The sequence below is a fragment of the Acinetobacter sp. CAU_H_60 genome (genome assembly GCF_058599385.1).
The window spans coordinates 1,386,539-1,412,766 of the sequence record NZ_CM178653.1; the positions used below are offsets into that span (position 1 = coordinate 1,386,539).

Here is a 26,228-nt window from a genome sequence, read left to right on the forward strand (position 1 = left end):
GGATTTTTTCTATTGAATTACATGAACTTTAAGCTTCTTCCAGATTCAGGCTAAAGAGTCGGTTAGATTTACAGATTTTCTTGGCCACATAATGCGATTTTCTAAGACGGATTAAAATAATCTGAGACTGAAATTCCAGTTCGCCAAATTCAGGTTCGACCTGAACATAGTGTAACTGACCATACTCATCCCGAACTCGCGCTTGTGCAGAAAACCCGGGACGGGCATTGCCACTTGAAATCGTGGCTAAACGGCCTAACAGGTTTACATCATTCTTTTTATATTTAGGTGGAATGACCTGATCCAGACAATGAATCATAAATACGGTAAAGAAAATCGCAATGATCAATGCCGGTAGAATGATGTAATAGGCAGGTAAGAAATGATATTCCTGTGAATAGATCAGAAACTGAAGCAAATAGCCGGCAAAGCTAAAATTCATCAGAAAGAAAAAAACAATCAGGGTTTTGGAAAATTTGACATTTAGCCATTCAACATTCTGAAAGTCATACGGAGAAATGCGTTTCAGGAGTTGACTGGGTTTAAGCTTAAAATAGAAGGCAACTGTTTTTGCCATGCCAAGCAGAATGATGAACAATAAACTGAGATGAAATGGCATCAGGTTATAGTCAAGTAAAAACTCAGGCATGACAAAATCCGTTTTAGCTATTATTCTGAAAGATAAATTCCGCCATCAGAATGCACGGTAATATCAACTTTTTCAAGTGATTGACCTTGGCAAGGTCCAGAAATACATTCACCGCTTTCTACTACGAATAGCGCACCATGAGTAGAGCATTCAATAAATTCCTGATCACGGTCCAGAAACTGGTTTTCCAGAAATTCCAGTTCTACCTGTAAATGTGGACAAATATTCTGGTAAGCATAAAACGAACCATCACGCTGGGTGATAAAAATTGTATCCCCATTTGGAAGTTCAAAAGAGCGTGCTTCACGCTCTGGAATATCGTCAGTCATGCAAATTTTAAACATTAAGCACATTCCTTAAGAACATCTTTTAATAATGCTGCGTATTCTGAAACAGCCAGACGTGGACCAAATTGCGCTACCACTTGACTAGACACTAAAATTGCCAGTTCTGCTGCTGTTTTTAAGCCAAGACCTGCATTAAGTGCATATAAAAAAGCACCCGCAAACGCATCGCCAGCACCATTGGCATCCACTGCAGTTACAGCACGGCCCGGTACAGTGAAGGTTTCACCATTATTGGAAATAAGCGCACCCTCAGCTGACATTGTAATGACAACGTATTGACTTAATTCTTTAAGTTTAGCCAGAGCGGCTTCGATGGTATCTGTTTCGGTATACATCAATGCTTCTTGCTGGTTGCAGAACAAGAGATCTACACCATCTGCAATCATTTCATCCAGACCGGCACGGGCATATTGCACCATCGCAGGATCAGAAAGGGTAAATGCGATTTTAACCCCATTGGCTTTGGCAATTTCACGCGCCTGTTTTACGGCCTGACGTGCTGTTTCTGATGTGGATAGATAACCTTCGATATAGAGCCATTTAGCAGTTGTTAAAGGCTGGAAGTCAATCTGTTCATTTGTCAGTTCAGCAGTAATACCTAAATAGGTATGCATGGTACGTTCAGAATCTGGACTGACCAGAACCATACAGGTGCCGGTTACGCCTTCACTGATCGATTGAGTTGTAGTATTAATGCCAGCTTCATTTAAGCCATGCAGATAGATGTGACCAAGATCATCATTACCGACACGGCAGGCATAGAATGCAGAGCCGCCCAAAGCTGCAAATGCAACTGTAGTATTGGCTGCTGAACCGCCTGAAGCCTGACCTTTATAAGTTTGAGTTGCTTTTAAGTTTTGATACAGAGTAGCCTGAGCTTCACCATCCGCAAGTTGCATGGTGCCTTTTTGCAAGTGATGTGCAGTTAAAAACTCATCAGAAACTTTAAATTCCTGGTCAATCAGCGCATTGCCAATCGCAAAAAGGTCAACAGTAGACATATCTAAATATCACATTAAAAATGAAAGTGCTAAGTTTACACGATTGCTCGGGTTTGCTGTAGTTCACTGAAACATTTTCAGAATACTTTAAAAGATTCTGTAACTTATTCAGCTTGAATCTTTGGTCTAAGAATTGGTTTATTTTTAAACGGTAGCGAGTGCAGCCATTGATTTAAAGGTTGGATTTTATTTATAAGATTAGAGTACCAAGCAGTTATACTGGTGCGACATTTGAACAATCATCTAAAACAGTGTGGGTATATGGATATTAAGATTGTAACAGCCGAGCAGCTCCCTGATCAGATTGACACTCTAGCGACACTGGCGCGTAAAGAAGGTTATGACCTGATTGATAAGTTAATTGAAGAATACCGCACTGGAAAAAACTGTTTCAGTCAAAATAATGAATTTCTGGCCTGTGCCTATGATGGCAATAAACTGATTGCCTGTGGTGGTTTAAACCAGCAATGGGGCGATAACGGCATTGAAGAACGGATTGGACGGGTACGTCGTTTCTATGTGCATCCAAAATATCGTCAACATGGTGTAGGTAAGCAGCTTCTGGCTTATCTGGAGCAGTTGGCACGACCATTTTATTCAGCACTTTGTTTACAGACCGATACCAAACTGGCAGCCAGTTTTTATCAAAAACAGAACTATGTCTTTGTTGAAAACCACCCGAGTTATAACTATTTCAAGTATATGATCTAGAGATCATTGCCCGACCTGATCATTTAAAAATCAGATGATCAGGTTTACTTAATTCGATCAAAATCCTCGGTTTTCTGCGTGAATAATTCAAACAACTACAGCTATAATGCGAATAATAATTTTTTAATTTAAGCATTAGGAGATCGCATGACTGTAGATGTCACTGAAACCATTTCTCAAACTGTACATCCTGCGTTTCAGTTGGTACGTCAACAACATGTTGAAGCTTTAGACATTTTAGTGTCTGAATATAAGCATAAAGTGACTGGCGCCACCCATTATCATCTGGCGACCAATCACGATGAAAATGTTTTTCTGGTTGCGTTTCGCACTCAGCCAATGGATTCAAAAGGTGAAGCGCACATTCTGGAACATACTGCACTGTGCGGCTCAGAAAAATTCCCGGTACGTGATCCGTTCTTCCTGATGATTCGCCGTTCGCTTAATACTTTTATGAATGCCTTTACAGCGGCAGACTGGACGGCTTATCCATTCGCAACTCAAAATGATAAAGACTTCCAGAACTTATTAGAAGTTTATATGGATGCGGCCTTTGCTGCGAACCTGAATCCGCTGGATTTTGCTCAGGAAGGTATCCGTATTGAGCTGGAAAATGGCGAGCCAGTGTATAAAGGCGTGGTATTTAATGAAATGAAAGGGGCAATGAGTTCACCTTCAGATCAGCTTTATCATACTTTGGCGCATCACTTATTCCCGGACACCACTTATCACTATAATTCAGGCGGCGATCCTAAAGATATTCCAGACCTGACTTATGAAGAGCTGGTGAACTTTTATAAAACGCATTATCACCCAAGTAATGCAGTATTTATGACCTTTGGTAATAAATCTGCTGCTGAGTTACAGGAACAGTTTGAAAATCTGGCGCTGTCTAAATTTGAAAAAGGTGAAACACTTTATTCAACTCCGGAAACTCGTTTAACTGCGCCACTCAATGTGACAGAAACCTATGCAGTGGATGGGGAAGATCTGAAGGACAAGACTTATCACGTATTATCATGGTTATTGCCAGAAGCGAGTGATATCAAGTTACGTTTAGGCTTGCGTCTGGTAGAAGGGATTTTGCTGGAAGATTCAGCATCTCCACTGCGTCATTATCTGGAAACCTGTGGTTATGCACAGTCAACTGGCCCATTCATGGGCGTAGATGATTCTAACTTTGAAATGACTTTCTACTGTGCGGTTCAAGGTTCAAATCCTGAACATGCTGAAGAATTCAAAAACGGAGTTTTTAAAGTTCTGGAAGATGTGGCCTCTAAACCGGTTGATCAACAGGCAGTGGATGCAATCCTGCATCAGATTGAGCTGCATCAGCGTGAAATCAATGGTGATGGTACACCGTATGGTCTAAGCCTGATCTTGAGCGGCTTAAGCAGTGCAATTCACCATCGTGATCCAGTTGAAGTCTGGGATGTGGATTCTGCGATTGCTTCAGTAAAAGAAGAATTGCAAGATCCAATGTGGCTGTCGAATCTGATCAAAGAACATCTTTTAGATAACTCGCACCGTGTTCAACTGACTTTAGTTCCAGATGCAAGCAAATCTACCAAGGAAGCTGAAGAAGAAAAAGCACGTCTAGCTGAAATTGGTAAAGCTTTAACTGAAGAACAAAAAGCCGAGATCAATGCCCAAACTGAAGCGTTAAAGATCCGCCAAGATACCCCAGACGATTTGAATCTGTTACCTAAGGTCGGTCTGGAAGATGTGCCTGCGGAATTGCAGATTGTGCAAGGTCAGTTGCGTGAGATTATCTGTAACCGCGTGGATACGCCGTTGAATCTGTATCATGCGGGTACCAATGGAATTTATTACCAACAGGTATTGGTGAAAATTCCCGATGAAGTGGTGCAATCATCGTATTTCAACCTGTTGTCTATTTTAATGGGTGAAGTCGGTGCAGGTGAATACGATTACCTGCAATTCCAGCAACTGCAAACAGCGGTCAGCGGTGGCTTGGGTATGGGTGCTTCATTGCGCTCTAAAGTGGATGACAAAAACAAGATTAGTGCGTGGTTAACTTTAACGACTAAATCTTTGGCTAGCCATCTGGATGCGATCCGTCTGTTAAAAATCGGTTTTGAGCAGCTACGCTTTGATGAAAAAGGCCGTATTATTGAATTGTTGCAACAACGTAAAACTCGCTGGCAATCACGTATTTCCGGTTCTGGTCATAGCTATGCGATGCAAGTGGCATCACGTCAGCATAGTGCTCTAGCCTTGCGTGATTATCATAATACCGGTCTGGGTGCCTTGAACTGGTTAATTAACTTGGTCAATCAGGCTGAAAAAGATCCAGCAGCTTATGACGCCATGATTGATGAATTAAAACGCATTCATGCAGTCTTGCTACAAGCGCCAAAACAATTCTTGTTGGTGTGTGAAGAGCAGCAGTCTGAGCGTTTGATTGAAGAAATTCAAAACGTGTGGGACAAACTGGAAGTGAATACCGCACCTGCAGAATTGACTCAGGTTGAAAAAGTTAATCATAGCAATGATGAAGCCTGGTTGATTCAGACTAATGTGCAGTTCTGTGCAGCAGCTTATCCTGCGGTAGAAGTTTCACATCCTGATGCTGCTGCCTTGATGGTATTGGCAGGCTACTTACGTAATGGTTATCTGCATAGCGCAATCCGTGAAAAAGGCGGTGCTTATGGGGGCGGCGCAAGCTATGACGGCAATGCATGTTCATTCCGCTTCTATAGTTACCGCGATCCACGCTTAGCAGAAACTTTCCAGGACTTTGATGCAAGTATTCAATGGTTGCTTAACGCACCTCAACAACCGCATCAGCTGGAAGAAGCTATCTTAGGCTTAATTGCTAGTATGGATAAACCGGGTTCACCAGCAGGTGAAGCAATTACCGCCTGTTATGCCTACCTGCATCAACGTACACCAGCGTTCCGTAAACAGCTTCGGGAACGTTTGTTGCATGTCACTTTAGATGACTTGAAACGTGTTGCACAGACTTATCTGGTTGAACAGCAAGCTTCAAAAGCGGTTGTTGCACCATTTGCCAAACGAGAAACTTTAGAACAACTCGGCTTTACAATTCAGCAAGTTCAATAAATAAAAACAATGAGGATAGAGGATGGCGCTTAATTCTATTAAGCGCTCAACTTTGCAGCTGGGCGTTTTGCTTGGCTGTGTAGTTGGGACGCAAGTTAATGCGGAAGATAAAACTGTAGCGAGTAGTCCGATGCCGGCAACGGCGGAGGCTTGCTCTGCGGTTGAAACCAATTCAGAACGCTTGGCCTGTTATGATGCGGTATTTAAAATACCGGCCGATAGTAAGCCTGAGATTGTTTCTGAACGGCGTGCAGCCATAGAAATTGCGCCTGAACCTGATAACCTCAAAGCGAAAATTGAACAGACCGTTTCCAATATCTATGCTTCAGAAGGATCAAAGCTGACTCCGGCTTTATCCTTGCTGGATAGTCGTTGGGAATTGTCGCCGGAAAGTAAACTGGGTACCTGGAATATCCGTTCCTATCAGCCGATTTATCTGATGCCAGGGTTCTGGACTTCCAAGAAAAACGAGTTTCCGCAAAGTGAAAACCCAAATAACACGGTTGAAGAAGACCAGAATTTGACCTCGATTGAGGGGAAATTCCAGTTATCTTTAAAAACCAAGGCGGTTGAAAATATTCTGGGTGATAACGGGGATCTCTGGCTGGGCTATACCCAGTCTTCACGCTGGCAGGTATATAACTCGGCAGAGTCCCGACCATTTCGTGAAACCAATTATGAGCCCGAAGCCAGCCTGATCTTCCGTACCAATTATGATCTGTTTGGTTTGAACTGGCGTATGCTGGGACTAACCCTGAATCATCAATCTAATGGCCGTTCCGATCCATTATCTCGTAGCTGGAACCGGGTAATGCTGAATCTCGGTTTCGAAAAAGACAACTTCGCCATGATGCTGCGCCCTTGGTATCGTATCGAAGAAGATCGTGCAGATGACAATAATCCCGAGATTAAAAACTATATCGGGCGTGGGGATTTAACTGCATTTTATCGTCATAATGCCCACGATTTTTCCCTGATGTTGCGTCATACGCTAAAAGGTGGAGATGATAACCGTGGTGCGGTACAGTTCGACTGGTCATTTCCGATCAGTGGGCGTCTACGCGGTCAATTCCAGCTCTTTGATGGTTATGGTGAAAGTCTGATTGATTACAATCACCGTGCGACCTATGTGGGTCTAGGTGTGTCCTTAATGAATTGGTACTAATCTGTTTCATGTAAAAAACTACGCTTAGGCGTGGTTTTTTTTGCTTATGGGTATTCATTTAAATCTTAACCAATCTGAATTTCTGAAGGCGGATGTTTAAGACGGCTCTTTTTCGGTGTTGCAATTAAATAAGCAAGAGTTAAAGGTCCTAGACGACCCGCATACATCATTAGCATCAGAATGATTAAACTCGCTGGTTGCAATTCTCCAGTGACACCACGTGTTAATCCAACTGTACAGGCGGCAGAAACCGCCTCAAACAGCAAATCTAAAAAATCATGATCGGGTTCTAGAATGAGTAAACTCATAAAACCGGTCATGACCAGACCTGCGGTAATACACACAACCGCTAAAGCCTTAAAAGTGGTTTTTTCAGAAATAGAATGATTGAACAAGCGGATTTCATCTTCACGGCGTAAAAAACTGATTACGCTGATGACCACAATAATAAACGTGCCAACTTTAATTCCACCCGCCGTACTTAAGGAACCGCCACCAATAAACATTAAAAAAATGGTGACTAGACTTGAGGCATCGCTCATCTGGTCCATAGGCAGACTATAAAAACCTGAAGAGCGGGGAACAGTGGCATGGAACCAGGCGTTGAGTGCCTGATCACCTACGCTCATCAGCGCTAATGTTTGTGGATTAGAGGCTTCTAATAGCCAGAGTACAATAAAAGCACTCAGGTTAAGACCCATAATCGTAGTCAGAATCAGCTTGCTATTCGGACTGAGTTTGCGCCAGCTTTTATTCTGTTTTACATCCATCAGAACCAGAAAACCGATCCCGCCAATGATATATAGCATGCTGATCGTGAAGGTCACGAAATACTGGCCGGAAAAGCTCATCAAGCTATTGGGGAAAAGAGAAAACCCGCCATTATTAAACGCAGAAACACTATAGAAAGCTGCATAAAACAGCGCTTCACCAAAAGGATAATCTTCCAGCCAAGCCAAGGTTAAAATCAGGGTGCCAATCGCTTCGAAAAACAGGGAGTATAGGAATACCGCTTTAATGGTAAAACTGACTTTCTTCAAACTGGTCTGGCCAATAGATTCCTGTGCCATCACTTGCTGTCTTAAACCAAGTTTAGGTGACAGGCTCATAAAAGCGAGTATGGCAAAGGTCATAAAACCGAGGCCACCACATTGCAGCAGGAACATAATCACGACCTGCCCAAAGGGTGTATAAGCTTCACCAACATTGACCACAGATAGCCCGGTAATTGTCACTGCAGAAGTTGCTGTAAAAATCGCTTCTAACCAGCTGATTTCAGTTTGATGCGCAAAGGGCAGCATCAGTAATAAAGAACCAATAAAAATCAGCCCGAGAAAACCTAAGGCCAGCAGACTCGGTGGACTGAGATTGATAATCCTGTTCTGGTTTAAATTTGAGCTTTTCATATGGCCTTAAAATGCTTTGACAAACGGCGTAGAGGGTCCAGTAATCCTTCGACCACCAAAATATCACCTTCCTTAAGTAATAGTTCAAGATCTACGATATGCTGTATTTCAGTGCCACGTTTATGCAAAAGAACTTTAATTTCGGGAACCTGACTCATTAACTGGTGTAAGGGAGTGTCATGATGATCGGCATGAATCTCGATCTTGACAATATAATGATCATCTTCAAGTGACATATAACGGCTAACCATGGGGTAGCTGAGTGATTGTGCCACACGAACGCCCATATCTTCTTCTGGATGAATAATTTTTTCGACATTCAGATGAGTCAAAATCATATGGTGGGCTTTGGATTTGGCTTTGGCCCAGATTTTCTTTACGCCCATATTTTTTAGATGTAGTACACATAGAATGCTGGCTTCAATATCTTCACCAATCGCGACCACGACTGCTTCACAGCGCTGGATATCCAGTTCATCCAGGACATGCTCATCGGTTGCATCGGCAATGACCGCATGGGTAAGCTGATCGGAAATATTTTCCACATATTTTTTATCGAGATCGATTCCAATCACATCATGTTTCAGGCTGATCAGTTGAGTCGCCACTGTTGCACCGAAGCTGCCCAGCCCAATGACTGCAAATAATGCCATGCATATTTCCCTAAATCTTTTTATTTCAAATCAGTTCATGTCTAAGTACGTATCTTAAAGATTTTTATAGTTTTCAGCTATCTGGCCTTACATAAATACTTCATACATTTTTTTAGCCGGACATAAAAAAACCGCCTCGAAAGGCGGTTTGCATCAAACTGATTATTTCAAGAAACGCTGATAACCCAGATTATTGGTAATTTCTTCATATGGATAAGTAATGCTTTCCAATGTCTCAATCAAACCATCTGGATTCTGCTGGGCATCTTCTGCCTCCAGACCGACCAGTACGCGACCTTCTGCAGCGCCGTGGTTACGGTAATGGAACAGGGTGATGTTATGCGTTGGGCCAAGACGTTCCAGGAACATTAGCAGGGCACCTGGACGTTCCGGGAATTCCACGCGGAACAGACGCTCATTTTCAATATCGGCATGACCGCCAATCAGATAACGGATATGCAGTTTTGCAACTTCGTCATCAGACAGATCATCAACGTCGTAGTCAAATTTCAGGTTTTCATAGATTTCCTGACGTTCTTTCTCGCCATTTTTCAGACTGATGCCGACAAAGACCTGAGCTGCAGAAGCATCACTTGAGCGGTAATTAAACTCTGTGATATTACGGCCTTGTAGTGCACGACAGAATTTCAGGAATGAGCCTTTTTCTTCTGGAATAGTTACGGCAAAGATGGCTTCTTTGCGTTCGCCCAGCTCGGTGCGTTCAGCAATGTAACGTAGACGGTCGAAGTTCATGTTCGCACCGCAAACAATCGATACGATGTTTTTGCCTTCAATGCCGTGTTTTGCTACATATTTTTTGATACCCGCTAATGCCATTGCACCTGACGGTTCTACGATACTACGGCATTCATCATAAGTATCTTTAATTGCTGCACAGACTTCATCAGTATTGACCAGTACGACTTCTGGTTCTACGATCGGGCCGGAGTTGTCTGATTTTTGTAGACGGATCACGTCAAATGGCTTTTCACCGATTTGTGCCACAGCAGTACCATCGGCAAATAAACCGACTGATGGCAGAATCACGCGGTCATTTGCATCAAAAGCTGCTTTTAAACATGCAGATTCTTCGTATTCCACCGGAATCACTTTGACATGTGGTGCAACATCACCTAAGTAAGCTGCAACACCTGCAATCAGGCCGCCACCGCCAACTGCAACAAAAACATATTCTACATCACGCCATTGGCGCAGGATTTCATTGGCAATCGTACCTTGACCTGCCATCACCAGTTCGTCGTCATAAGGCGGAATGAAAGTCATGCCATCTTCTTGAGCACGCTGAATGGCATATTTATTGGCAACGTCAAATGAATCGCCATGTAAAACCACTTCACCACCTAAACGTTTTACCGCTTGGACTTTAATGTCGGGTGTGGTCTTTGGCATCACAATAATCGCGCGAATACCCAGCTTTTTCCCTGACAGTGCCACGCCTTGTGCATGGTTGCCTGCTGAAGCTGTGATAACGCCACGTTCGAGTTGTGATTTCGGTAATTGACTAATACGGTTATAGGCACCGCGTAGCTTAAATGAAAAGACCGGTTGTAAATCTTCACGTTTAAAGCGAATGTTATTATTTAAGCGTTCGCTAATTCGTGGCGCTGCTTCGAGTGGGGTTTCGATTGCAACATCGTAGACCGTTGCTTGTAAAATTTGTCGAACCAAACGAGACAGCATGTTAATTTTCCATCTAACAGTTTAAAATAAGAATCTATTGTAACAAACCACACGGCTTTGCGGTTTAAAATTACTGCAAAAGTCCAAATTAGTTGAGTGATGTCATGAGTCTATATGCAACCCAAGATGAGAAAAAACAAGCAGCAGCCAAAGCTGCTTTAAAGCACTTACCGAAAGGTGGCATTTTAGGCGTAGGTACAGGCAGTACCGTTAACTTTCTCATTGACCTTTTACCTGAACTTCAGTTAGAAGCTGCTGTTGCAAGTTCTGAAGCGACTGCACAGCGTCTAAAGAAATTAGGCATTGAAGTGGTTGATATGAATAGCGTCGGTGGACTGGATGCTTATGTAGATGGCGCAGACGAAATCGACCGTCATATGCACATGATCAAAGGCGGTGGTGCTGCGCTGACACGTGAAAAAATCGTGGCTTCTATCGCGAAAAAATTCGTGTGTATCGTCGATGATTCGAAATGGGTAGAGCAGTTGGGTCGTGATTTCCCGCTTCCAGTTGAAGTGATTCCAATGGCACGTTCAGCAGTTGCACGTAAGCTGGTGGCGCTGGGTGGTGATCCTGCTTACCGTGAAGGTGTAATAACAGATAATGGCAATGTGATTTTAGACGTTCATAACCTGAACATTCTGAGTGCGCTTGAGCTAGAAAAAACCATTAACGACATCCCAGGCGTCGTATGTAACGGTATTTTCGCGATCAACAAAGCAGATATCGCAATTGTTGCGACTAATAATGGTATTGAAGAGCGTACAGCGATTTAAGAAATCCTCCCTGACCCTCCTTTTTCAAAGGAGGGAAAAGTCTTTAATTTGATAAAGCACCTCGAAACTTCTATAAGTTTGAACTTCCCCCTTTATTAAAGGGGGATCGAGGGGGATTAAAATAATGATTAAATATAAAAATGACCCTAAACGACCTACCTGAAATTCAAATCACCCGAAATGTTCGCTCAACGCGTCTCAAACTGCGTGTAGAGGGTGATCAAATTCGTCTAACTGCACCAGTATTTTGTACTAAAAAACAGATTCAGAATTTTATTGATCAAGCTGAAAGCTGGCTACTGAAAACATGGAAATTGCAGCAGGAAAAAAATCAAAGTATTGATAGATCTTTACCAGCAGAATTGCAGCTTTTCAATCAGGCTCAGTCAATCCAGATCATGTATCAAAGTCAAAAGCAGAACTTTGTTTTTGATGCTAAATTATTACAGCTATCGATCAGTGACCGTCATCCTGAAACCTATTTAAAAGCCTTTGCCATTTCTTATGCTAAAGAACAGTTGCCTGTTTATCTGGATAAAGTAAGCCAAGAAACAGGATTATCATTTAACATTTGTAATGTTCGCCAACCGAAAACACGATGGGGCAGTTGTTCTGCCAAACATGACATCATGCTAAATAGTGGCATCATTCTGTTTCCTGAAAATATCGTGCGCTATTTATGTGTGCATGAATTGGCCCATACCCGGCATTTTGACCATAGTCCTCGTTTCTGGGCGGAAGTGGCAAAGCATGATCCAAACTATTTAACTCACCGCAAAATTCTGAAAAATACTGTCATGCCATATTGGTGGACAGCTTAAGAATATCTTTAGAGGAACTCGGATAGTATTTATTCACTTCCAAATAGCCTAAGCAATAGACATAATTCTCTTAAAGTTTTTAAAAACACTCAAAATAAAAGGGTAAATAAAAAACCATCAATCCCTAGTGAAACAGTTTAGAAAACCTCAAGTTCCTGTCATACTACAGTCCATAAAGGAAACATCTAGTTTGAGGTAATCATCGTGATTTCAGTGGGTATTGTGGGTGGTACAGGTTATACAGGCGTTGAACTTTTACGTCTATTACTGCGACATCCGAATGTAGAAGTTAAAGCACTGACATCACGTACTGAAGCAGGCCGTCGCGTTGACGATATGTTCCCGAGTCTGCGTGGACATACGGATCTTCAGTTTTCTGACCTCAGCCTTGATCTTTTAAAATCATGTGATGTGGTATTTTTCGCGACACCACATGGGGTTGCCATGAAACATGCTGAAGAACTTGTCGCAGCCAATACCAAGGTAATTGACCTTGCAGCGGATTTCCGTTTGCAAAATCTGGCACAGTTCGAAAAATGGTATGGCATGGAACATGCTTGCCCAGAAGTATTAAAAGATTCTGTTTATGGTTTGTCTGAACTTAATCGTGAACAGATCAAACAGGCGAGTGTGATTGGTAATCCGGGCTGTTATCCAACGACGGTTCAGCTAGGTTTGGCACCAGTTTTAAAAGCGGCAGAAGCTCTGGTAAAACCAGAAAGCATTATCATTGATGCGAAATCAGGTGTATCAGGTGCAGGTCGTAAAGCAAGCCTGGGCATGATCTATTCTGAAAATGCTGATAACTTTAAGGCTTATGGCGTTGCAGGCCATCGTCACCATCCTGAAATCGTAGAAGCACTGGAAAACATTTCAGGTCAAAAAGGCGTGTTTGACCATATCCTGTTTGTGCCGCATCTAGTGCCGATGATTCGTGGGATGTTATCAACGATTTATATCGATTTAACTGAAGCAGGTCAGGCAGCCGACTTGCAGTCACTGTACGAGCAGTTCTATGCCAATGAACAGTTTGTTGATGTGATGCCAGCAGGCAGTTCGCCAGAAACCCGTTCGGTACGCGGTGCCAACCAGTTGCGTATCGCACTGTATAAGCCACAACCAGCCAAGCTGGTGATTCTGGTGGCTCAGGATAATCTGGTCAAAGGTGCAGCTGGTCAGGCAGTACAGAACATGAACCTGATGTTTGGCTTTGCAGAAAATGCAGGCTTGAATAATATTGGTTTATTACCATAAAAAACGTATTAGAACTTCACACACATTTAGATTTGGATTTAAATGTGTGTCTTGAACAAAGTATACAGAGATCAAAATGCCGAATAATGAGTCAAACATGACGATCCAGGAACCCTCTACAAAGAAACCATTGATGAAAGGCAATACACCTTTAGTAATCGGTGCTGCTGTGTTGATCCTGGGTAGTGGCTTGCTGGGCTATACGGTCGGGCATCGGCAAGGTTTGACTGCGGTAGGTTTTGAAGCGGATGCAGAGCAGCTGGTTGAAGTGGTACAAAAACAGAAAACCAGTCTGGAAACACTGAATAAATCTCTGAATACAGCGGTACAGGAACGTGATCTGGCCGTTAGCAATGCCAATGATCTCTATCTGGCTGCGAATAAGGCACGTGATGCCCAGGAGCAGGCTGAAAGCGTTGGTACGATCTATCGTGAGATTTTGCGTCAACGCGGTGGTCTAGCGCTGACAGTTCAACATCTGGGGATTAAAGCCTTACCTGATAATGCCTTCGAATACCAGATTGATCTGGTTCAAGTTAGTCCAGGCAAAAATCGCGCTTCTGGTACAGTAGAGTTACGTTTGATTAAGGGCACTGAAATCCTGGTTGTGCCGCTTGAAGATAAAAACTTTAATTTCGACAATTACGAACGTTTAACTGGTCGCTGGACCATGCCTAAAGGCTTTAAACCAGAATTTATTGAAGTGCGCCTCTCAGGGGCTAAGCCTGTGATTCGCCGTTTTAGCTGGGATCAGGGGAAAGCTGTTGAAAGCCAGTCAACAGTCCTGTCAGAGATTCCAAAAACTGAAGCAAATGCAAATTAAGTGTGAAATAGAAATCGTATGCCAAGCAATAAACGTCCAAAATGTTTAAGTGAGATCAAAAATTCTTTTTACGAGTCCGGCATGGTTGATTGGCATATTAGCCCGCGTTTAACAGACGAGCCTTTTCACGATGATGACGCTGATCTTGCAGTTCAGACTGCACCTCCTGAACTGAAGCGTCCACCGATGTATGCAGTGGTATTATTGAATGACGACTACACTCCCATGGAGTTTGTAATTGAAATTTTACAACAATACTTTGCAATGAATCTTGACCAAGCTACACAAGTAATGCTAACTGTACATTATGAAGGAAAAGGTGTAGCTGGGGTCTATCCTCGAGACATTGCGGAAACCAAAGCGAACCAAGTCAATAATTACGCTCGATCTCAAGGTCATCCTTTACTTTGCCAGATTGAGCCGAAAGATTAAGGGGGTTGCATGCTCAGTCGTCAATTAGAAGTATCACTACGTTTGGCTGTCAGCATGGCTCGTCAAAAGAGACATGAGTTCCTGACCGTAGAACATTTATTATTAGCTTTACTCGACAATGATTCTGCCGTGAATGCCTTAAAAGCATGTGGCGCAGATATTATCGTTTTGCGTAAAGAATTAGAAGAGTACGTAGAACAACATACCCCTAAACTCGGTGAAAATAGTGATCAGGCACCTCATCCTACAGAAAGTTTTGACCGGATTTTGCAACGTGCAATTTTCCATGTTCAATCCAGTGGCGGTGATCGTACTGTAGAAGGTGCCGATATTCTGGTTGCGATGTATTCTGAGCGTGATTCTTTTGCGGTTTATCTGCTTAAACGTCATCAGATTAACCGTCTGACTTTAACTCAGTACCTTTCTCATGGTACACGTAAAGACGAAGTACAGTCTGAAGAAGAAATTGAAGAACTGGACGGTGAATCGGCTTCTTCCAATAATTCTGGTCCGCTAGAGTTATATACGACAAACCTGAATCAGGAAGCTCAACGCGGCAAGACAGATCCATTGATTGGTCGTGAGAAAGAAATTGAGCGGGCAGCGCAAATTTTATGCCGCCGTCGTAAAAATAATCCCTTACTTGTCGGTGATCCAGGTGTAGGTAAAACGTCGATTGCTGAAGGTCTGGCTTGGTTAATTGTGAATGGCAAGGCACCTAAGCCACTGGAAAATGCTGAAATTTATAGCCTAGACATCGGTGCACTGGTGGCGGGAACTAAATACCGTGGTGATTTCGAAAAGCGTTTAAAACAACTATTAAATGCCTTGAAGAAAAAACCAGATGCCGTGCTGTTTATTGATGAAATTCATATGATCATCGGTGCAGGTTCAAGTATGGGCAGCACCATGGATGCATCGAACCTGATCAAACCAGCATTGGCGAACGGATCTTTACGTTGCATCGGTTCAACCACGTTCCAGGAATACCGTCAGGTCTTTGAAAAAGATCATGCCTTGTCACGTCGGTTCCAAAAAATAGATGTGAATGAGCCTTCGATTACAGAAACAATTGATATCTTGCGTGGCCTGAAATCTAAATTTGAAGATTTCCACCATGTACAGTATGACGATCAGGCCCTGGTTTCTGCGGTTGAGCTGTCAGCGAAATTTATTAATGACCGTTTCTTGCCAGATAAAGCGATTGATGTGATTGATGAAGCCGGTGCACAACGTCGTCTGAAAGCTGAGCAAGATGACAGCTTAATTACGGTTGAAAACATCGAAGACATTGTGTCCAAGATTGCCCGTATTCCACCGAAAACCGTCTCTAAAGATGACAAGTCTGTGCTAGAAAACCTTGAGCGTGATCTGAAACGTGTGGTCTTCGGCCAAGATGAAGCAATTGAAGCTTTAGCTTCTGCGATCAAACTGTCTCGTGCAGGTTTGAAATCGCCTGATAAGCCAGTGGGTAGTTTTGTCTTTGCCGGTCCAACAGGTGTAGGTAAAACTGAAGTCACCAAGCAATTGGCGAAAATTCTGGGTGTAGAGTTAGTACGTTTTGACATGTCCGAATACATGGAACGTCACGCAGTCTCTCGTCTGATCGGTGCGCCTCCAGGTTATGTTGGTTTTGATCAAGGTGGTTTACTGACCGATGCGATTCACAAAAATCCGCATTGTGTATTACTTCTAGATGAGATTGAAAAAGCGCATCCAGATGTATTCAACCTGTTATTACAAATCATGGATCATGGTTCCTTAACGGATAATAATGGTCGTAAGTCCGATTTCCGTAATGTGGTACTGGTTCTAACGACTAATATTGGTGCGGAAAGTATTTCCCGTGTCAGTATTGGTTTCATGGAGCAGGACAATAGTAATGACAATCAGGAAGCGATGAAGAAAGCGTTCTCGCCAGAATTCCGTAATCGTCTGGACGGCGTGATTCAGTTTAAGGCGTTACCAAATACCATTATTGAAAATGTCGTGGATAAATTCCTGACTGAACTTCAGGCACAACTGGATGAGAAGAAAGTAGTGCTGGAGGTGGATCAAAGCGCACGTGAGTGGATGGCTGAAAATGGCTATGATCGCTTGATGGGTGCTCGACCAATGCAACGTCTGATTCAGGAACATCTGAAAAAACCACTGGCTGAAATGATTCTGTTTGGTGAACTGGCCGAAAATGGTGGTAACGTTTCAGTTTCTGTGAAGAAAGAAAATGGTAAGTCTGTCGGTCTGAAACTTGAAGTCTTCGAAGACCAGACTGCTGAACCAGCTTAATCATTGAATAGATCATCATCAGACCCGTGTTCGCACGGGTTTTGTTGTTTTATTTACCCTTAATTTATGTGCTCTTGGTTTAAAGAGTTTCTGATTTAGCGAAATATATGGATATCCAGATTAGCAAGCTTTTAACCACGTTTTTTCTGTTTTTATTGACGGCATTGATGGAAATTTTAGGCTGTTATTTTCCCTACCTGATTTTAAATCAGGCGAAGAGCCAGTGGTTATGGGTTCCGACGGCATTAGCCTTAGCTGCATTCGTCTGGCTTTTGACTTTGCATCCAGCCGCTTCTGGGCGTATTTATGCCGCCTATGGAGGAATTTATATTTTTTCAGCGCTGATGTGGCTGAGGTTTGTTGATCAGGTCAGCCTTTCACGTTGGGATTTGCTGGGTGGAATGGTGGTCATTCTAGGTGCATTAATTATTATTTTACAGCCGCAAGGTTTGATTCGTTGATCATCTGGTTATGTTTCCCAATTAGAATTTATTTAAAAATAAAGGCAGCTAAAGCTGCCTTTATTGAGTCTAGACAAGATTATTTTACATTACAGTCTTTCTGGGAGATGTCTACATTATAAGTGTGTGTTTGGGAGCTGAGGCTAAGTTCAATTTTATAGGGGTTGACGATTTGATAACGATGTTCAAAAAAGATCTGACAGTTATTTAGAAGATTATTACGAATTACTTTAAGAACTTCTTTACGGCCTAGATCCTTCTCAAACTGGCTAAAGTCGGGTGTAGTGATCATGCCTTTAAGTGTGGTTTTATTGGCAGTAAGTTGTAACTGCTCTATGATTGTATTCTGATCGATCTGTAGCGGTAAAGTCTTGGAATCTTCCGCACTTAGCACGGTAAGCAGTTCATTCAGTTCTGCTTTTTTCTCAATTTTAAACTTGCTGTCTAGAATGCCTTTTCCTTGGAGATACTGGTCGAATTCAGAAGCATACACCGGTAAAGCAGCACTACTAAAACCTGCCAGGAGTGCCAAAGTCCAATATTTTTTTTGCATTGTATCGCATCACTTTTTATGTCGTTTCAATTCTGATTATAAGAGCTGAAACAAAAAAAGCACCAGAGATTGGTGCTTAATTTGTGAAGATTTTTTGAAGGAATCAGTCTTTTTTCAGGTTTTCATTCAACAGGAATTCAACCAGTGCTTTTTGTGCATGAAGGCGGTTTTCTGCTTCATCCCAAACCACAGCATTTTTGTGATCTAGCATATTTTCAGAAATTTCTTCACCACGATGCGCAGGTAAGCAATGCATGAACAGGCAGTCTGGGTGTGCAAGATCCATTAGGCGTTCATTCACCTGATAATCTGCAAAAGCTTTTTCACGGATTTTCTGTTCTTCTTCCTGGCCCATACTTGCCCAAACGTCAGTGACGATCAGATCGGCATTGACTGCTGCATCTTCAGCAGTATCCACCAGTTCTACACAGTGTGCGAATTCAGACAGGAACTGTTCTTGAGGCTCATAGCCTTTTGGTGCTGCAACTTTTAACTTGAAGCCCCACATGTGCGCTGCTTCGATATAAGAGTTACACATATTATTACCATCGCCGATCCAGGCAACGGTTTTACCTTCGATTGAACCACGATGTTCCAGATATGTCTGCATGTCAGCAAGTAACTGGCAAGGGTGATGATCATCAGTCAAAGCATTGATCACTGGAACTTTTGAATAAGAAGCAAAACGTTCTACGATATCGTGACCGAAAGTACGGATCATCACAATATCCAGCATGCTGGAAATCACACGTGCAGAATCTTCAATTGGCTCACCGCGACCCAGCTGGGTATCACGTGAAGACAGGAAGATGGCGCTACCACCGAATTGGCTCATGCCTGCTTCAAACGAAACACGCGTACGGGTACTCGATTTTTCGAAAATCATGCCCATGACTTTACCAACAAATGGTTGGAACACTTCATTGTTATGCTGTTTGCGCTTAAGCTCAATTGCGCGTTGCAAAATCTGGTTAAGTTCTAAAGTTGATAAATCGCGTAAGGTGAGAAAGTGACGGAGAGCCATTCGTTACTCCACAATAATTGCCGAAAAACTCGATCAACAATCAGTTGTTGGTTAGTTTAAGAAAAAATACGGAATCGGCTAATATACTATAAGCAATGAAAAATGCAAAAAAACTAGACTTTTTGATGACCGTCTAAAAATCGATCCACACAATAACTGATGTATTTGTCGATTTCCTGATCATCTTCCTGTACCGGAATTCCCATCAGAATCCGCCATTCCAGATTACGCAAGATGCCAAAATATAGCTGCGCCGAATATTGCGGATTCTCGCAATGCAATAAACCTTGCGCATCTGCTTGTTCTAAAGCCGTGGCAATCGCACTTTGTACATGTACTGGGCCTCGTTCATGAATATGCTGCGCGAGTTCCGGATTACGCTGACTCTGTTCCAGCACCAGACGCATAAAGGCTGCATTTTCCGGCTGCATGATCTGATGATAAAAATTAAGCAGCGTATGTACCAGATAACTACGAAAATCCAGCGCCATCAGCTCGATCGGAATACTGATATCTTCAAAAAACTTGATACGACGATAATCGCAAATGGCCTTAAACAAGCCTTCTTTGTTGCCAAAGTACTTGTAAATAGAAGCCTTGGAACCGCCTGCATGCTGGACAATATCATCAAGAGAAACTGCATCATAACCATGTTCCAGAAACAGTTCGGTCGCAGAGACCAGCAGCGCAACGCAGCGCTCATGACCACGTTTGGTTTGTGGCAGATCTTTGGCGAGTGGTTCCAGATGAACAAGGTTTTGCATAGAGGATGGTATATCAACAGGTTATATAAACTTGGTAGTTCATCATAACAAATATATCCGCAGATTTCACAATCGGACCGGATGAAGGCGGAATTTATTCAATGAATCAAGTAAAACTTAAAAGTTTGACTAAAGTTTTAGAGTTTTTATTCTATTGGCTTATAGCATCATGGTTTCAAATCGGTATACTCAAATCTCAATAATTATAGCCAAGACTGTGGAAGGGAAGATGACAGAACAAATGTCTGCAGGTTTAAAGTTTAGACAAGCGCTTGAAGTCGAAAAACCATTACAAATTATGGGCACAGTGAATGCCTATGCTGCCATGATGGCCAAACAGGTCGGTTATAAAGCCATTTATCTCTCTGGTGCCGGTGTTGCCAACTATTCTTACGGTCTACCTGATCTAGGCATGACCAGTCTGGATAATGTTCTGGAAGATGTGCGTCGCATTACTGAACGTGTAGATACACCCTTACTGGTCGATATCGATACAGGCTGGGGCGGTGCATTTAACATCGCACGTAGCATCAAGCAGATGATTGCTGCTGGCGCTGCAGCTGTGCATATCGAAGACCAGGTTGCGCAAAAGCGTTGTGGTCATCGTCCGAATAAGGAAATTGTGACCCAACAGGAAATGGTTGACCGGATCAAGGCGGCAGTCGATGCTAAAACCGATTCAAACTTTGTGGTGATGGCACGTACCGATGCATTACAGAAAGAAGGTCTGCAGGCAGTGATTGACCGTGCTTGTGCCTGTGTCGAAGCAGGTGCAGATGCCATTTTTGCTGAGGCAATGACGGATATTACGATGTATCGCACCGTATGTGATGCAGTTGGTGTCCCAGTATTGGCCAATATTACCGAATTTGGTGATACCCCATATTACACCACTGAAGAACTGGCTGAGCAGGGTATTCGCATGGTACTTTACCCGCTATCAGCCACCCGTGCGATGCAAAAAGCGGCACTGGAAGTGATGCGCTCAGTGCGTGAAAATGGTACACAGGTGCATGTTCTGGATAAAATGCAACCGCGTAAAGAATTATACGAATTTTTAGATTATCACAGCTTCGAAAACACATTAGATAAACTGTTCAAGCAGGAGAATTAAAACAATGGCTGAAGGAAAAGTACTCACTGGCGCAGGATTGCGCGGACAAGTCGCAGGCAAAACTGCACTTTCAACAGTAGGCAAAAGTGGTGCAGGCCTGACCTATCGCGGCTATGACGTACAGGATCTGGCAGAAAACTGTCAGTTTGAAGAAGTCGCTTACCTGATTTTCTTTGGTGAATTACCAACTTCAGAACAGTTGGCAGCCTATAAAGCAAAACTGAAATCTTTGCGTGTACTGCCACAAGCATTAAAAGAAGTACTTGAGCGCATTCCAGCGGACTCACATCCAATGGATGTGATGCGCACTGGCGTATCGATGCTGGGCAACCTTGAAACTGAACAGTCTTTTGATCAGCAACAGGATGTTGCAGACCGTATTCTGGCGACGCTACCAGCAATTATCTGCTATTGGTATCGCTATAGCCATGACGGCGTACGCATTGATGAAAATACCGATGATGATTCAATCGGTGCTCAGTTCCTTCATTTGCTACATGGCAAGAAGCCAAATCAGCTGCATGAACAGGTGATGAATGTATCCCTGATTCTGTATGCAGAGCATGAATTTAATGCTTCAACCTTCACAGCGCGTGTTTGTGCATCAACTTTGTCTGACCTGCATTCATGTATTACCGGCGCAATTGGTTCACTACGGGGTCCATTACACGGCGGTGCCAACGAAGCGGCAATGGACATGATTGAAAACTGGAAATCTCCAGAAGAAGCAGAGCGCGAAATGCTGGGCATGCTGGAGCGTAAAGAAAAGATCATGGGCTTTGGTCATGCGATCTATAAGGACAATGATCCGCGTAATGGCATTATCAAGCAGTGGTCAGAGAAACTGGCAAAAGATGTGGGCGATACTGTGCTCTACCCAGTATCAGTACGTTGTGAAGAAGTGATGTGGCGCGAGAAAAAACTGTTCTGTAATGCAGACTTTTTCCATGCTTCTGCTTATCACTTTATGGGTATTCCAACCAAACTGTTTACGCCAATCTTCGTGATGTCACGCGTCACAGGTTGGGCAGCGCACGTGATGGAACAACGTGCAGATAACCGGATTATCCGTCCGAGCGCGGATTATACCGGTCCAGAATTGCGTAAAGTGGTTCCAATTGCTGAGCGTACTTCTGCTGCATAAGCCAGAAATATTCTAAACATAAAAAATAAGGTCTCTATGAGGCCTTATTTTTTTTGCTGACTCTTTATTGACGTTAGTTTAACGACTTAATAATGCCGGATCTTCAATGTGATAACCGGTTTCAAATGGGATGCCTAAGTATTTTACCGTCACCAGTATTTTATTCTGTTTCGGAACTTGATAAGTCTGGCTTAATCTTAAATCTGCTTTATAGCTGACTGCTTGTTGAACAGGACTTTTATACTGGCCAGATTGCACCTGATATTGATAAGTCCATTTCGGAACTTTCTGTTTAGGGTCATGCCATGCAGGGGCAGTACCTTTGCTGGTCTTTAATAGCTTGAGCTGAATGTTTTGCTTTTGCAGAGGTACTAATGGAATCAGACGCTTTTTAATTTTGGCAATTTCCTGATCAAACTTATGGCTGTCCTGATCGTAGTCAATCTGCTTGGTTTTTGGATTGATATACAGGGAGTTCACCTGAATTAACTGATTCGGAGTTTTGGATTTAAAATTATAATAATACAGTTGAGGTAGGCGTCCGCGACCATCGAGATAATGGCGCAACAGATAAAGTTTCTGGTCTTTGACTTCATAACCCAAAACTTCAATATTCTGTGGGCCACCAACAGTGGCGAAAGCGGATACAGGAATACCAAGGGCGAGCAAAAGAGCCGCAATTCTTATTTTCATCACTGATCAGGCCTCATTAAAAACGTGCTTTTATGGAAGTAATTTAACTATAAATACAGTAGAAATAATGAAGTTTGATCAGCACTCAATATAAACAGTTTTGGCTTTAGGTGTTGAGTAGATTAATCATGTCATGTGCGATGACGGCTGCCAGTTTATTGAGACGTTCCTGTGGTGTGCCTTTAATATAATACTGGAACTGGTGAGTTTGAAGACCATCATAAACAGCGGCAAAGAAAGTACCTTCCGGCTTATCTGGGGTCGCGCTACCGCCTGGTTTAAGCAAGCCTGTACAAGCAATAATCCAGTCAGCTTCCTGAAACATTTTTTTGCCTGCCTCAGCCAGAGCAACCGTTACAGGCATGGATTCAGCTGAATGGGTACTAATCAGATTCGGAGAAATTCCCAAAACATTAATCTTCACGGACGGATCGTAGCACACTAGACCACCCAGCAAGATTTCAGCACCTTCATTTTTGCAAATTGAAAACTGACTGGTTAAATAGCCAGAACTGGCACTTTCGATAAAAGCAATCTTGATGTTTCTTTGTTCCAGCAGGCCACAACATGTTTTAATCATAATGTCTATTATGTCTTAGAAGGTAATCTTTATTCAAATGTAGTCCCATTTTGCTTTTGTATCAACTGTGAGATTATTTCTTTATTATGATGAAAGGTAAAATATTTTTGTAATTTTAGTATTCCAAACGTAAGTTTGGCAGTTATTGAACTGATTGCTTAATGCTTGGACAATATTTGAAATTAATGGTTTTAACTTGCTCTAATCAGTGGTAAAAATAAAAATAAAGTGCGTAAGGAAAGTAGGTTGTAAGAATGAAAACCACAGTAAAGTATTCCGTATTAAAAAGTCTAGATTATCAACTGGGTACTCCTTTATTTCAGGAAGAAATTGAGGCAGATGGTCAATATTTTGATCAGATCCCAAGCATCATTCATTACCAGAACTTAAAGTTTAAAGTCAAAAGCAAAGAATTAAAGCGTTTATATCTAGCCGAAGAGCAAGAAGAAAGCCAAACCATTATTGTAAAAGTGGTCGCAATCTAAAAATAACTTATTAAAAATAAGCCTCTTAAAATAAGAGGCTTATTTATTGGATAAAGGTCGTTAAAATAAAATTTGATTAGATTTAATAAAAAAAATCTAATAATAATTTTAAAAGTATAAAGTCAAGGTAAATTGGCAACTGAAAAGGCCTTATTTGTGATTCTATGTAATATATTCTGCTATTTAAAAATGGTTTTTTCGTTTTTATATTTAATGATCTAATTTTTAGAAAATTAGATTAAACATGTATAAGAAATTATAATTTTAAATAATTAATAAAATTCAATATCTTATAAATATAATCATATTTTATATAAGTAGCAAAATGTATTTCTAAATTTTATTTTAAATTTAAGTTTATATACAATTTTTTGATTAAGTTATGACTTTAATTGAAAAATAAAATTTATTAAAGACAGAAGGCTTTCAATATGTGTTCATTCTATTATTAAAAGTAATTTATGTTTCTTATAAATCCAGACTTCAATTACTTAACCTACCTTTTTTTACATTGAATTAATATGTAACAGGTAATAACTTGGCGAATTTTTAAAAATAGGTAGAGTAAATATTAAGTCGAAACCTAATCATCGGCGATTTAAAGCAAATAGTAAGGAGTTACACCATGCCTAATAATCAACAGCATAATCAGCAAGACCAACAGAATCAACAACAACAGCAACAGCAAGACCAACAACGTCAGCAAAACCAGAATCAAAATCAGCAACAGCCGAACCAGCAGCAACAACAGCCGCAGGGACAGCAAAACCAACAGCGTCAGCAGGGCCAACAGGACCAGCAACGCAATCAGCAACAACAGCAACAGCCACAACAAGATAACCAGCAGCAAAATTTGCGTAATCAATAAGATTAGTTAAAGCTACAGCGTTTATATCTAAGCTGTGTAATCTCTACAAAAAACCGCCTTCTTTAAGGCGGTTTTTTCTTGTTCAGAATAAATCAGCATTGAATATTGGCTTTTACTTTATAAAAATCGAGCGCATTTTTCAGATCTTTCAGTAGTTCCTGCTCATCATATTCTTGTGGCATCAGTTTTATTAGGGTCGGCATATAATAAGTTTTATATTCTTTAGGATAATCCTCACATAAAATATGTGTTCTTTCCTCAAGGCTAATAGTAGAAGAATCTAATTTATCTAAATAAGCACTCAATCGGGCATCGGATTGTTCAAACTGAGCTTTCACTGCCGGATCAGGTTCAGCTGATACATCTGCCTGTTGTTTTTGGCAGCCTGTGATGGCCAATGCCAATAGGGCAATTATGAATAATGATATTTTCATGGCAACAATATATTGTTATCAGTCGTTGGAAAAATTATAAAGAGAAATGAGTGAAAGAGCACCTACCTTTAAACTCATTGACAGCTGAGAAAATAAAAAATGAAAAGGACTTTGATAAAATAAATAAAATATCTACCAATATGTATAAGTTGCATCTCTGCTTTTATGACTCACTTGATTGAATGAAAATCACATGAACCAAAGTTTTTTGTATTTAATTGCATCTAAGTTGATGAAAAATAGTCAATAAAATATAAAACATAACCTATATTCAACATTTGGTAAAAAAGCCTCTATATTTCATATACATATTAGATGCATGACAAGTGGTACTTTATCACCACTACAACAAAGCAGATAAAATAATTTAAAATCAGCAAGTTAAAAAGCCCTGCTTAATCCAGATAGTTAAGCAGGGCTCATTTTTTAGATCATAAATATGCCAAAAACTAATGATTCTTCGACATTTATCCTTCACATAAGTTTTCATATACAACATAAAACCTGAAAATACGTTCAAGTGTGAAACATGAATAGATGTTATTTATATATCTCTTTTCATGAAAAGACAGGGTAGAGCTATGATGAGATTTATCTGTGCATTTGGTATGGGTGTCATGGTGGGATGTTGCTTTAAATCTTGCAAAGAAAAAATGTGCCGGATGATGAGCAAGGATCACGGTACCAAAGACCAAGCGCCAAAACATGAAGAGAGTGTACAAATTTAGAGGCTATAGCTTGCCTGTGCAATCGCAGTACAGGTAAGTGATTCAATCGTTTCAAGGTAAATAAATCGTGGAGCTGTAAGCCATTATCTTTAAAGCAACAAAGCTCGATCTATGATCGAGCTGTTCACAGTCAGGAGAAATACATGTTCCAATTTATATGTTGTTTATTTGGTCTTCATGGTGCGACTGAAATTGATTACACAGTCGATGATTTCGAAGTCAAAAAGTGTCGTGATTGCTTGAAAGATTTAAATTAACTCTCTAGGCC

27 protein-coding genes are annotated in these 26,228 nt (G+C 41.6%); 15 read left to right on the top strand and 12 right to left on the bottom strand.

Going from position 1 to position 26,228, the window contains the following annotated elements:
* Window positions 1-28: 28 nt before the first annotated feature.
* From AC4MBN_RS06390 to AC4MBN_RS06400, 3 genes are read right to left on the bottom strand one after another with little or no spacing between them, the layout of a single operon-like run.
* The gene (locus AC4MBN_RS06390) at window positions 29-649 is read right to left on the bottom strand and encodes an OB-fold-containig protein (protein ID WP_005235372.1); all 621 of its coding nucleotides are present in this window, start codon (window positions 647-649) and stop codon (window positions 29-31) included.
* 20 nt (window positions 650-669) lie between these two features.
* Window positions 670-978 (bottom strand): Rieske (2Fe-2S) protein, encoded by a 309-nt coding sequence (locus AC4MBN_RS06395; protein ID WP_373684488.1) that lies wholly within the window; start codon window positions 976-978, stop codon window positions 670-672.
* Window positions 979-992: 14 nt separating this feature from the next.
* Window positions 993-1,997: an adenosine kinase gene (locus AC4MBN_RS06400; protein WP_419365289.1), complete on the bottom strand. Its 1,005-nt coding sequence runs from the start codon at window positions 1,995-1,997 to the stop codon at window positions 993-995.
* A gap of 261 nt (window positions 1,998-2,258) precedes the next feature.
* On the opposite strand from AC4MBN_RS06400, the gene AC4MBN_RS06405 reads away from it, so the two are divergent.
* The 3 genes from AC4MBN_RS06405 to AC4MBN_RS06415 all read left to right on the top strand — a co-directional run bounded on the left by AC4MBN_RS06405 (window position 2,259) and on the right by AC4MBN_RS06415 (window position 6,960).
* Window positions 2,259-2,708: a GNAT family N-acetyltransferase gene (locus AC4MBN_RS06405; protein WP_034170350.1), complete on the top strand. Its 450-nt coding sequence runs from the start codon at window positions 2,259-2,261 to the stop codon at window positions 2,706-2,708.
* Between the two features lie 147 nt (window positions 2,709-2,855).
* Entirely contained in the window at window positions 2,856-5,795 is a 2,940-nt protein-coding gene (locus AC4MBN_RS06410; RefSeq protein ID WP_491880869.1) for an insulinase family protein, read from the top strand.
* A 22-nt stretch (window positions 5,796-5,817) separates the two neighbouring features.
* The gene (locus AC4MBN_RS06415; RefSeq protein WP_491880870.1) at window positions 5,818-6,960 is read left to right on the top strand and encodes a phospholipase A; all 1,143 of its coding nucleotides are present in this window, start codon (window positions 5,818-5,820) and stop codon (window positions 6,958-6,960) included.
* Window positions 6,961-7,025: 65 nt separating this feature from the next.
* On the opposite strand, the gene AC4MBN_RS06420 is transcribed toward AC4MBN_RS06415, so the two are convergent.
* The 3 genes from AC4MBN_RS06420 to ilvA all read right to left on the bottom strand — a co-directional run bounded on the left by AC4MBN_RS06420 (window position 7,026) and on the right by ilvA (window position 10,720).
* Window positions 7,026-8,366, bottom strand: coding sequence for a TrkH family potassium uptake protein (locus tag AC4MBN_RS06420; protein ID WP_491875867.1), 1,341 nt, complete (start codon window positions 8,364-8,366; stop codon window positions 7,026-7,028).
* Window positions 8,363-9,019, bottom strand: coding sequence for a potassium channel family protein (locus AC4MBN_RS06425; protein WP_180017729.1), 657 nt, complete (start codon window positions 9,017-9,019; stop codon window positions 8,363-8,365). Before AC4MBN_RS06425 ends, AC4MBN_RS06420 begins: the two co-directional genes overlap by 4 nt.
* Before the next feature lie 162 nt (window positions 9,020-9,181).
* Window positions 9,182-10,720 (bottom strand): threonine ammonia-lyase, biosynthetic, encoded by a 1,539-nt coding sequence (gene ilvA / locus AC4MBN_RS06430; RefSeq protein WP_491880871.1) that lies wholly within the window; start codon window positions 10,718-10,720, stop codon window positions 9,182-9,184.
* A 104-nt stretch (window positions 10,721-10,824) separates the two neighbouring features.
* Between ilvA and rpiA the strand changes: the two genes are divergently transcribed.
* The 7 genes from rpiA to AC4MBN_RS06465 all read left to right on the top strand — a co-directional run bounded on the left by rpiA (window position 10,825) and on the right by AC4MBN_RS06465 (window position 17,573).
* Complete coding sequence (rpiA, locus tag AC4MBN_RS06435; protein ID WP_491880872.1) at window positions 10,825-11,496, top strand: ribose-5-phosphate isomerase RpiA; 672 nt, start codon at window positions 10,825-10,827, stop codon at window positions 11,494-11,496.
* 140 nt (window positions 11,497-11,636) lie between these two features.
* Window positions 11,637-12,317 carry a M48 family metallopeptidase gene (locus AC4MBN_RS06440; protein WP_491880873.1) on the top strand — a complete coding sequence of 227 codons (681 nt, stop codon included), beginning with the start codon at window positions 11,637-11,639 and terminating at the stop codon, window positions 12,315-12,317.
* Between the two features lie 198 nt (window positions 12,318-12,515).
* Window positions 12,516-13,571 carry an N-acetyl-gamma-glutamyl-phosphate reductase gene (argC, locus tag AC4MBN_RS06445; protein WP_419365327.1) on the top strand — a complete coding sequence of 352 codons (1,056 nt, stop codon included), beginning with the start codon at window positions 12,516-12,518 and terminating at the stop codon, window positions 13,569-13,571.
* Between the two features lie 76 nt (window positions 13,572-13,647).
* Window positions 13,648-14,394, top strand: coding sequence for a DUF6776 family protein (locus tag AC4MBN_RS06450; protein ID WP_004786014.1), 747 nt, complete (start codon window positions 13,648-13,650; stop codon window positions 14,392-14,394).
* A gap of 18 nt (window positions 14,395-14,412) precedes the next feature.
* Window positions 14,413-14,826, top strand: a complete 414-nt coding sequence (clpS, locus tag AC4MBN_RS06455) for an ATP-dependent Clp protease adapter ClpS (RefSeq protein ID WP_034170359.1) — start codon at window positions 14,413-14,415, stop codon at window positions 14,824-14,826.
* 9 nt (window positions 14,827-14,835) lie between these two features.
* Window positions 14,836-17,112, top strand: coding sequence for an ATP-dependent Clp protease ATP-binding subunit ClpA (gene clpA / locus AC4MBN_RS06460; protein WP_034702512.1), 2,277 nt, complete (start codon window positions 14,836-14,838; stop codon window positions 17,110-17,112).
* A gap of 107 nt (window positions 17,113-17,219) precedes the next feature.
* Window positions 17,220-17,573, top strand: a complete 354-nt coding sequence (locus AC4MBN_RS06465) for a YnfA family protein (RefSeq protein WP_491880874.1) — start codon at window positions 17,220-17,222, stop codon at window positions 17,571-17,573.
* Window positions 17,574-17,652: 79 nt separating this feature from the next.
* On the opposite strand, the gene AC4MBN_RS06470 is transcribed toward AC4MBN_RS06465, so the two are convergent.
* The 3 genes from AC4MBN_RS06470 to AC4MBN_RS06480 all read right to left on the bottom strand — a co-directional run bounded on the left by AC4MBN_RS06470 (window position 17,653) and on the right by AC4MBN_RS06480 (window position 19,914).
* Complete coding sequence (locus AC4MBN_RS06470; protein WP_491880875.1) at window positions 17,653-18,126, bottom strand: hypothetical protein; 474 nt, start codon at window positions 18,124-18,126, stop codon at window positions 17,653-17,655.
* 103 nt (window positions 18,127-18,229) lie between these two features.
* Complete coding sequence (argF, locus tag AC4MBN_RS06475; RefSeq protein ID WP_004786004.1) at window positions 18,230-19,150, bottom strand: ornithine carbamoyltransferase; 921 nt, start codon at window positions 19,148-19,150, stop codon at window positions 18,230-18,232.
* Between the two features lie 113 nt (window positions 19,151-19,263).
* Window positions 19,264-19,914 (bottom strand): TetR/AcrR family transcriptional regulator, encoded by a 651-nt coding sequence (locus AC4MBN_RS06480; RefSeq protein ID WP_419365265.1) that lies wholly within the window; start codon window positions 19,912-19,914, stop codon window positions 19,264-19,266.
* 229 nt (window positions 19,915-20,143) lie between these two features.
* On the opposite strand from AC4MBN_RS06480, the gene prpB reads away from it, so the two are divergent.
* On the top strand, window positions 20,144-21,028 hold the full coding sequence (gene prpB, locus AC4MBN_RS06485; RefSeq protein WP_004785998.1) for a methylisocitrate lyase: 885 nt from the start codon (window positions 20,144-20,146) through the stop codon (window positions 21,026-21,028).
* Between the two features lie 4 nt (window positions 21,029-21,032).
* On the top strand, window positions 21,033-22,172 hold the full coding sequence (prpC, locus tag AC4MBN_RS06490) for a bifunctional 2-methylcitrate synthase/citrate synthase (protein ID WP_005235399.1): 1,140 nt from the start codon (window positions 21,033-21,035) through the stop codon (window positions 22,170-22,172).
* Between the two features lie 78 nt (window positions 22,173-22,250).
* On the opposite strand, the gene AC4MBN_RS06495 is transcribed toward prpC, so the two are convergent.
* A complete protein-coding gene (locus tag AC4MBN_RS06495; protein ID WP_419365325.1) occupies window positions 22,251-22,865 on the bottom strand; it encodes an aminotransferase in 615 nt (204 codons plus the stop codon).
* A 106-nt stretch (window positions 22,866-22,971) separates the two neighbouring features.
* A complete protein-coding gene (locus tag AC4MBN_RS06500; protein ID WP_034702490.1) occupies window positions 22,972-23,445 on the bottom strand; it encodes a CinA family protein in 474 nt (157 codons plus the stop codon).
* A gap of 254 nt (window positions 23,446-23,699) precedes the next feature.
* Here AC4MBN_RS06500 and AC4MBN_RS06505 point away from each other — a divergent pair, with 254 nt between their 5' ends.
* Both AC4MBN_RS06505 and AC4MBN_RS06510 read left to right on the top strand, forming a co-directional pair.
* Entirely contained in the window at window positions 23,700-23,930 is a 231-nt protein-coding gene (locus AC4MBN_RS06505) for a hypothetical protein (RefSeq protein WP_034702487.1), read from the top strand.
* Between the two features lie 625 nt (window positions 23,931-24,555).
* Window positions 24,556-24,798 carry a hypothetical protein gene (locus tag AC4MBN_RS06510; RefSeq protein WP_491880876.1) on the top strand — a complete coding sequence of 81 codons (243 nt, stop codon included), beginning with the start codon at window positions 24,556-24,558 and terminating at the stop codon, window positions 24,796-24,798.
* A gap of 92 nt (window positions 24,799-24,890) precedes the next feature.
* Here the strand turns inward: AC4MBN_RS06510 and AC4MBN_RS06515 are convergent, their stop codons facing one another.
* A complete protein-coding gene (locus AC4MBN_RS06515) occupies window positions 24,891-25,232 on the bottom strand; it encodes a hypothetical protein (RefSeq protein WP_491880877.1) in 342 nt (113 codons plus the stop codon).
* Between the two features lie 581 nt (window positions 25,233-25,813).
* Between AC4MBN_RS06515 and AC4MBN_RS06520 the strand changes: the two genes are divergently transcribed.
* Complete coding sequence (locus AC4MBN_RS06520) at window positions 25,814-25,960, top strand: hypothetical protein (protein ID WP_491875860.1); 147 nt, start codon at window positions 25,814-25,816, stop codon at window positions 25,958-25,960.
* Window positions 25,961-26,228 lie beyond the last annotated feature (268 nt).

What these genes read in the sequence shown, in the direction of transcription:
- rpiA (WP_491880872.1), top strand. Translation starts at nt 10,825, where the DNA reads ATGAGTCTATATGCAACCCAAGATGAGAAAAAACAAGCAGCAGCCAAA.
- prpB (WP_004785998.1), top strand. Translation starts at nt 20,144, where the DNA reads ATGACAGAACAAATGTCTGCAGGTTTAAAGTTTAGACAAGCGCTTGAA.
- AC4MBN_RS06480 (WP_419365265.1), bottom strand. Translation starts at nt 19,914, where the DNA reads ATGCAAAACCTTGTTCATCTGGAACCACTCGCCAAAGATCTGCCACAA.
- prpC (WP_005235399.1), top strand. Translation starts at nt 21,033, where the DNA reads ATGGCTGAAGGAAAAGTACTCACTGGCGCAGGATTGCGCGGACAAGTC.
- AC4MBN_RS06515 (WP_491880877.1), bottom strand. Translation starts at nt 25,232, where the DNA reads ATGAAAATATCATTATTCATAATTGCCCTATTGGCATTGGCCATCACA.
- AC4MBN_RS06520 (WP_491875860.1), top strand. Translation starts at nt 25,814, where the DNA reads ATGATGAGATTTATCTGTGCATTTGGTATGGGTGTCATGGTGGGATGT.
- AC4MBN_RS06425 (WP_180017729.1), bottom strand. Translation starts at nt 9,019, where the DNA reads ATGGCATTATTTGCAGTCATTGGGCTGGGCAGCTTCGGTGCAACAGTG.
- AC4MBN_RS06500 (WP_034702490.1), bottom strand. Translation starts at nt 23,445, where the DNA reads ATGATTAAAACATGTTGTGGCCTGCTGGAACAAAGAAACATCAAGATT.
- AC4MBN_RS06405 (WP_034170350.1), top strand. Translation starts at nt 2,259, where the DNA reads ATGGATATTAAGATTGTAACAGCCGAGCAGCTCCCTGATCAGATTGAC.
- AC4MBN_RS06420 (WP_491875867.1), bottom strand. Translation starts at nt 8,366, where the DNA reads ATGAAAAGCTCAAATTTAAACCAGAACAGGATTATCAATCTCAGTCCA.
- clpS (WP_034170359.1), top strand. Translation starts at nt 14,413, where the DNA reads ATGCCAAGCAATAAACGTCCAAAATGTTTAAGTGAGATCAAAAATTCT.
- ilvA (WP_491880871.1), bottom strand. Translation starts at nt 10,720, where the DNA reads ATGCTGTCTCGTTTGGTTCGACAAATTTTACAAGCAACGGTCTACGAT.
- argF (WP_004786004.1), bottom strand. Translation starts at nt 19,150, where the DNA reads ATGGCTCTCCGTCACTTTCTCACCTTACGCGATTTATCAACTTTAGAA.
- AC4MBN_RS06400 (WP_419365289.1), bottom strand. Translation starts at nt 1,997, where the DNA reads ATGTCTACTGTTGACCTTTTTGCGATTGGCAATGCGCTGATTGACCAG.
- AC4MBN_RS06440 (WP_491880873.1), top strand. Translation starts at nt 11,637, where the DNA reads ATGACCCTAAACGACCTACCTGAAATTCAAATCACCCGAAATGTTCGC.
- AC4MBN_RS06450 (WP_004786014.1), top strand. Translation starts at nt 13,648, where the DNA reads ATGCCGAATAATGAGTCAAACATGACGATCCAGGAACCCTCTACAAAG.
- AC4MBN_RS06410 (WP_491880869.1), top strand. Translation starts at nt 2,856, where the DNA reads ATGACTGTAGATGTCACTGAAACCATTTCTCAAACTGTACATCCTGCG.
- AC4MBN_RS06505 (WP_034702487.1), top strand. Translation starts at nt 23,700, where the DNA reads ATGAAAACCACAGTAAAGTATTCCGTATTAAAAAGTCTAGATTATCAA.
- AC4MBN_RS06415 (WP_491880870.1), top strand. Translation starts at nt 5,818, where the DNA reads ATGGCGCTTAATTCTATTAAGCGCTCAACTTTGCAGCTGGGCGTTTTG.
- AC4MBN_RS06470 (WP_491880875.1), bottom strand. Translation starts at nt 18,126, where the DNA reads ATGCAAAAAAAATATTGGACTTTGGCACTCCTGGCAGGTTTTAGTAGT.
- AC4MBN_RS06495 (WP_419365325.1), bottom strand. Translation starts at nt 22,865, where the DNA reads ATGAAAATAAGAATTGCGGCTCTTTTGCTCGCCCTTGGTATTCCTGTA.
- AC4MBN_RS06395 (WP_373684488.1), bottom strand. Translation starts at nt 978, where the DNA reads ATGACTGACGATATTCCAGAGCGTGAAGCACGCTCTTTTGAACTTCCA.
- AC4MBN_RS06465 (WP_491880874.1), top strand. Translation starts at nt 17,220, where the DNA reads ATGGATATCCAGATTAGCAAGCTTTTAACCACGTTTTTTCTGTTTTTA.
- AC4MBN_RS06390 (WP_005235372.1), bottom strand. Translation starts at nt 649, where the DNA reads ATGCCTGAGTTTTTACTTGACTATAACCTGATGCCATTTCATCTCAGT.
- clpA (WP_034702512.1), top strand. Translation starts at nt 14,836, where the DNA reads ATGCTCAGTCGTCAATTAGAAGTATCACTACGTTTGGCTGTCAGCATG.
- AC4MBN_RS06510 (WP_491880876.1), top strand. Translation starts at nt 24,556, where the DNA reads ATGCCTAATAATCAACAGCATAATCAGCAAGACCAACAGAATCAACAA.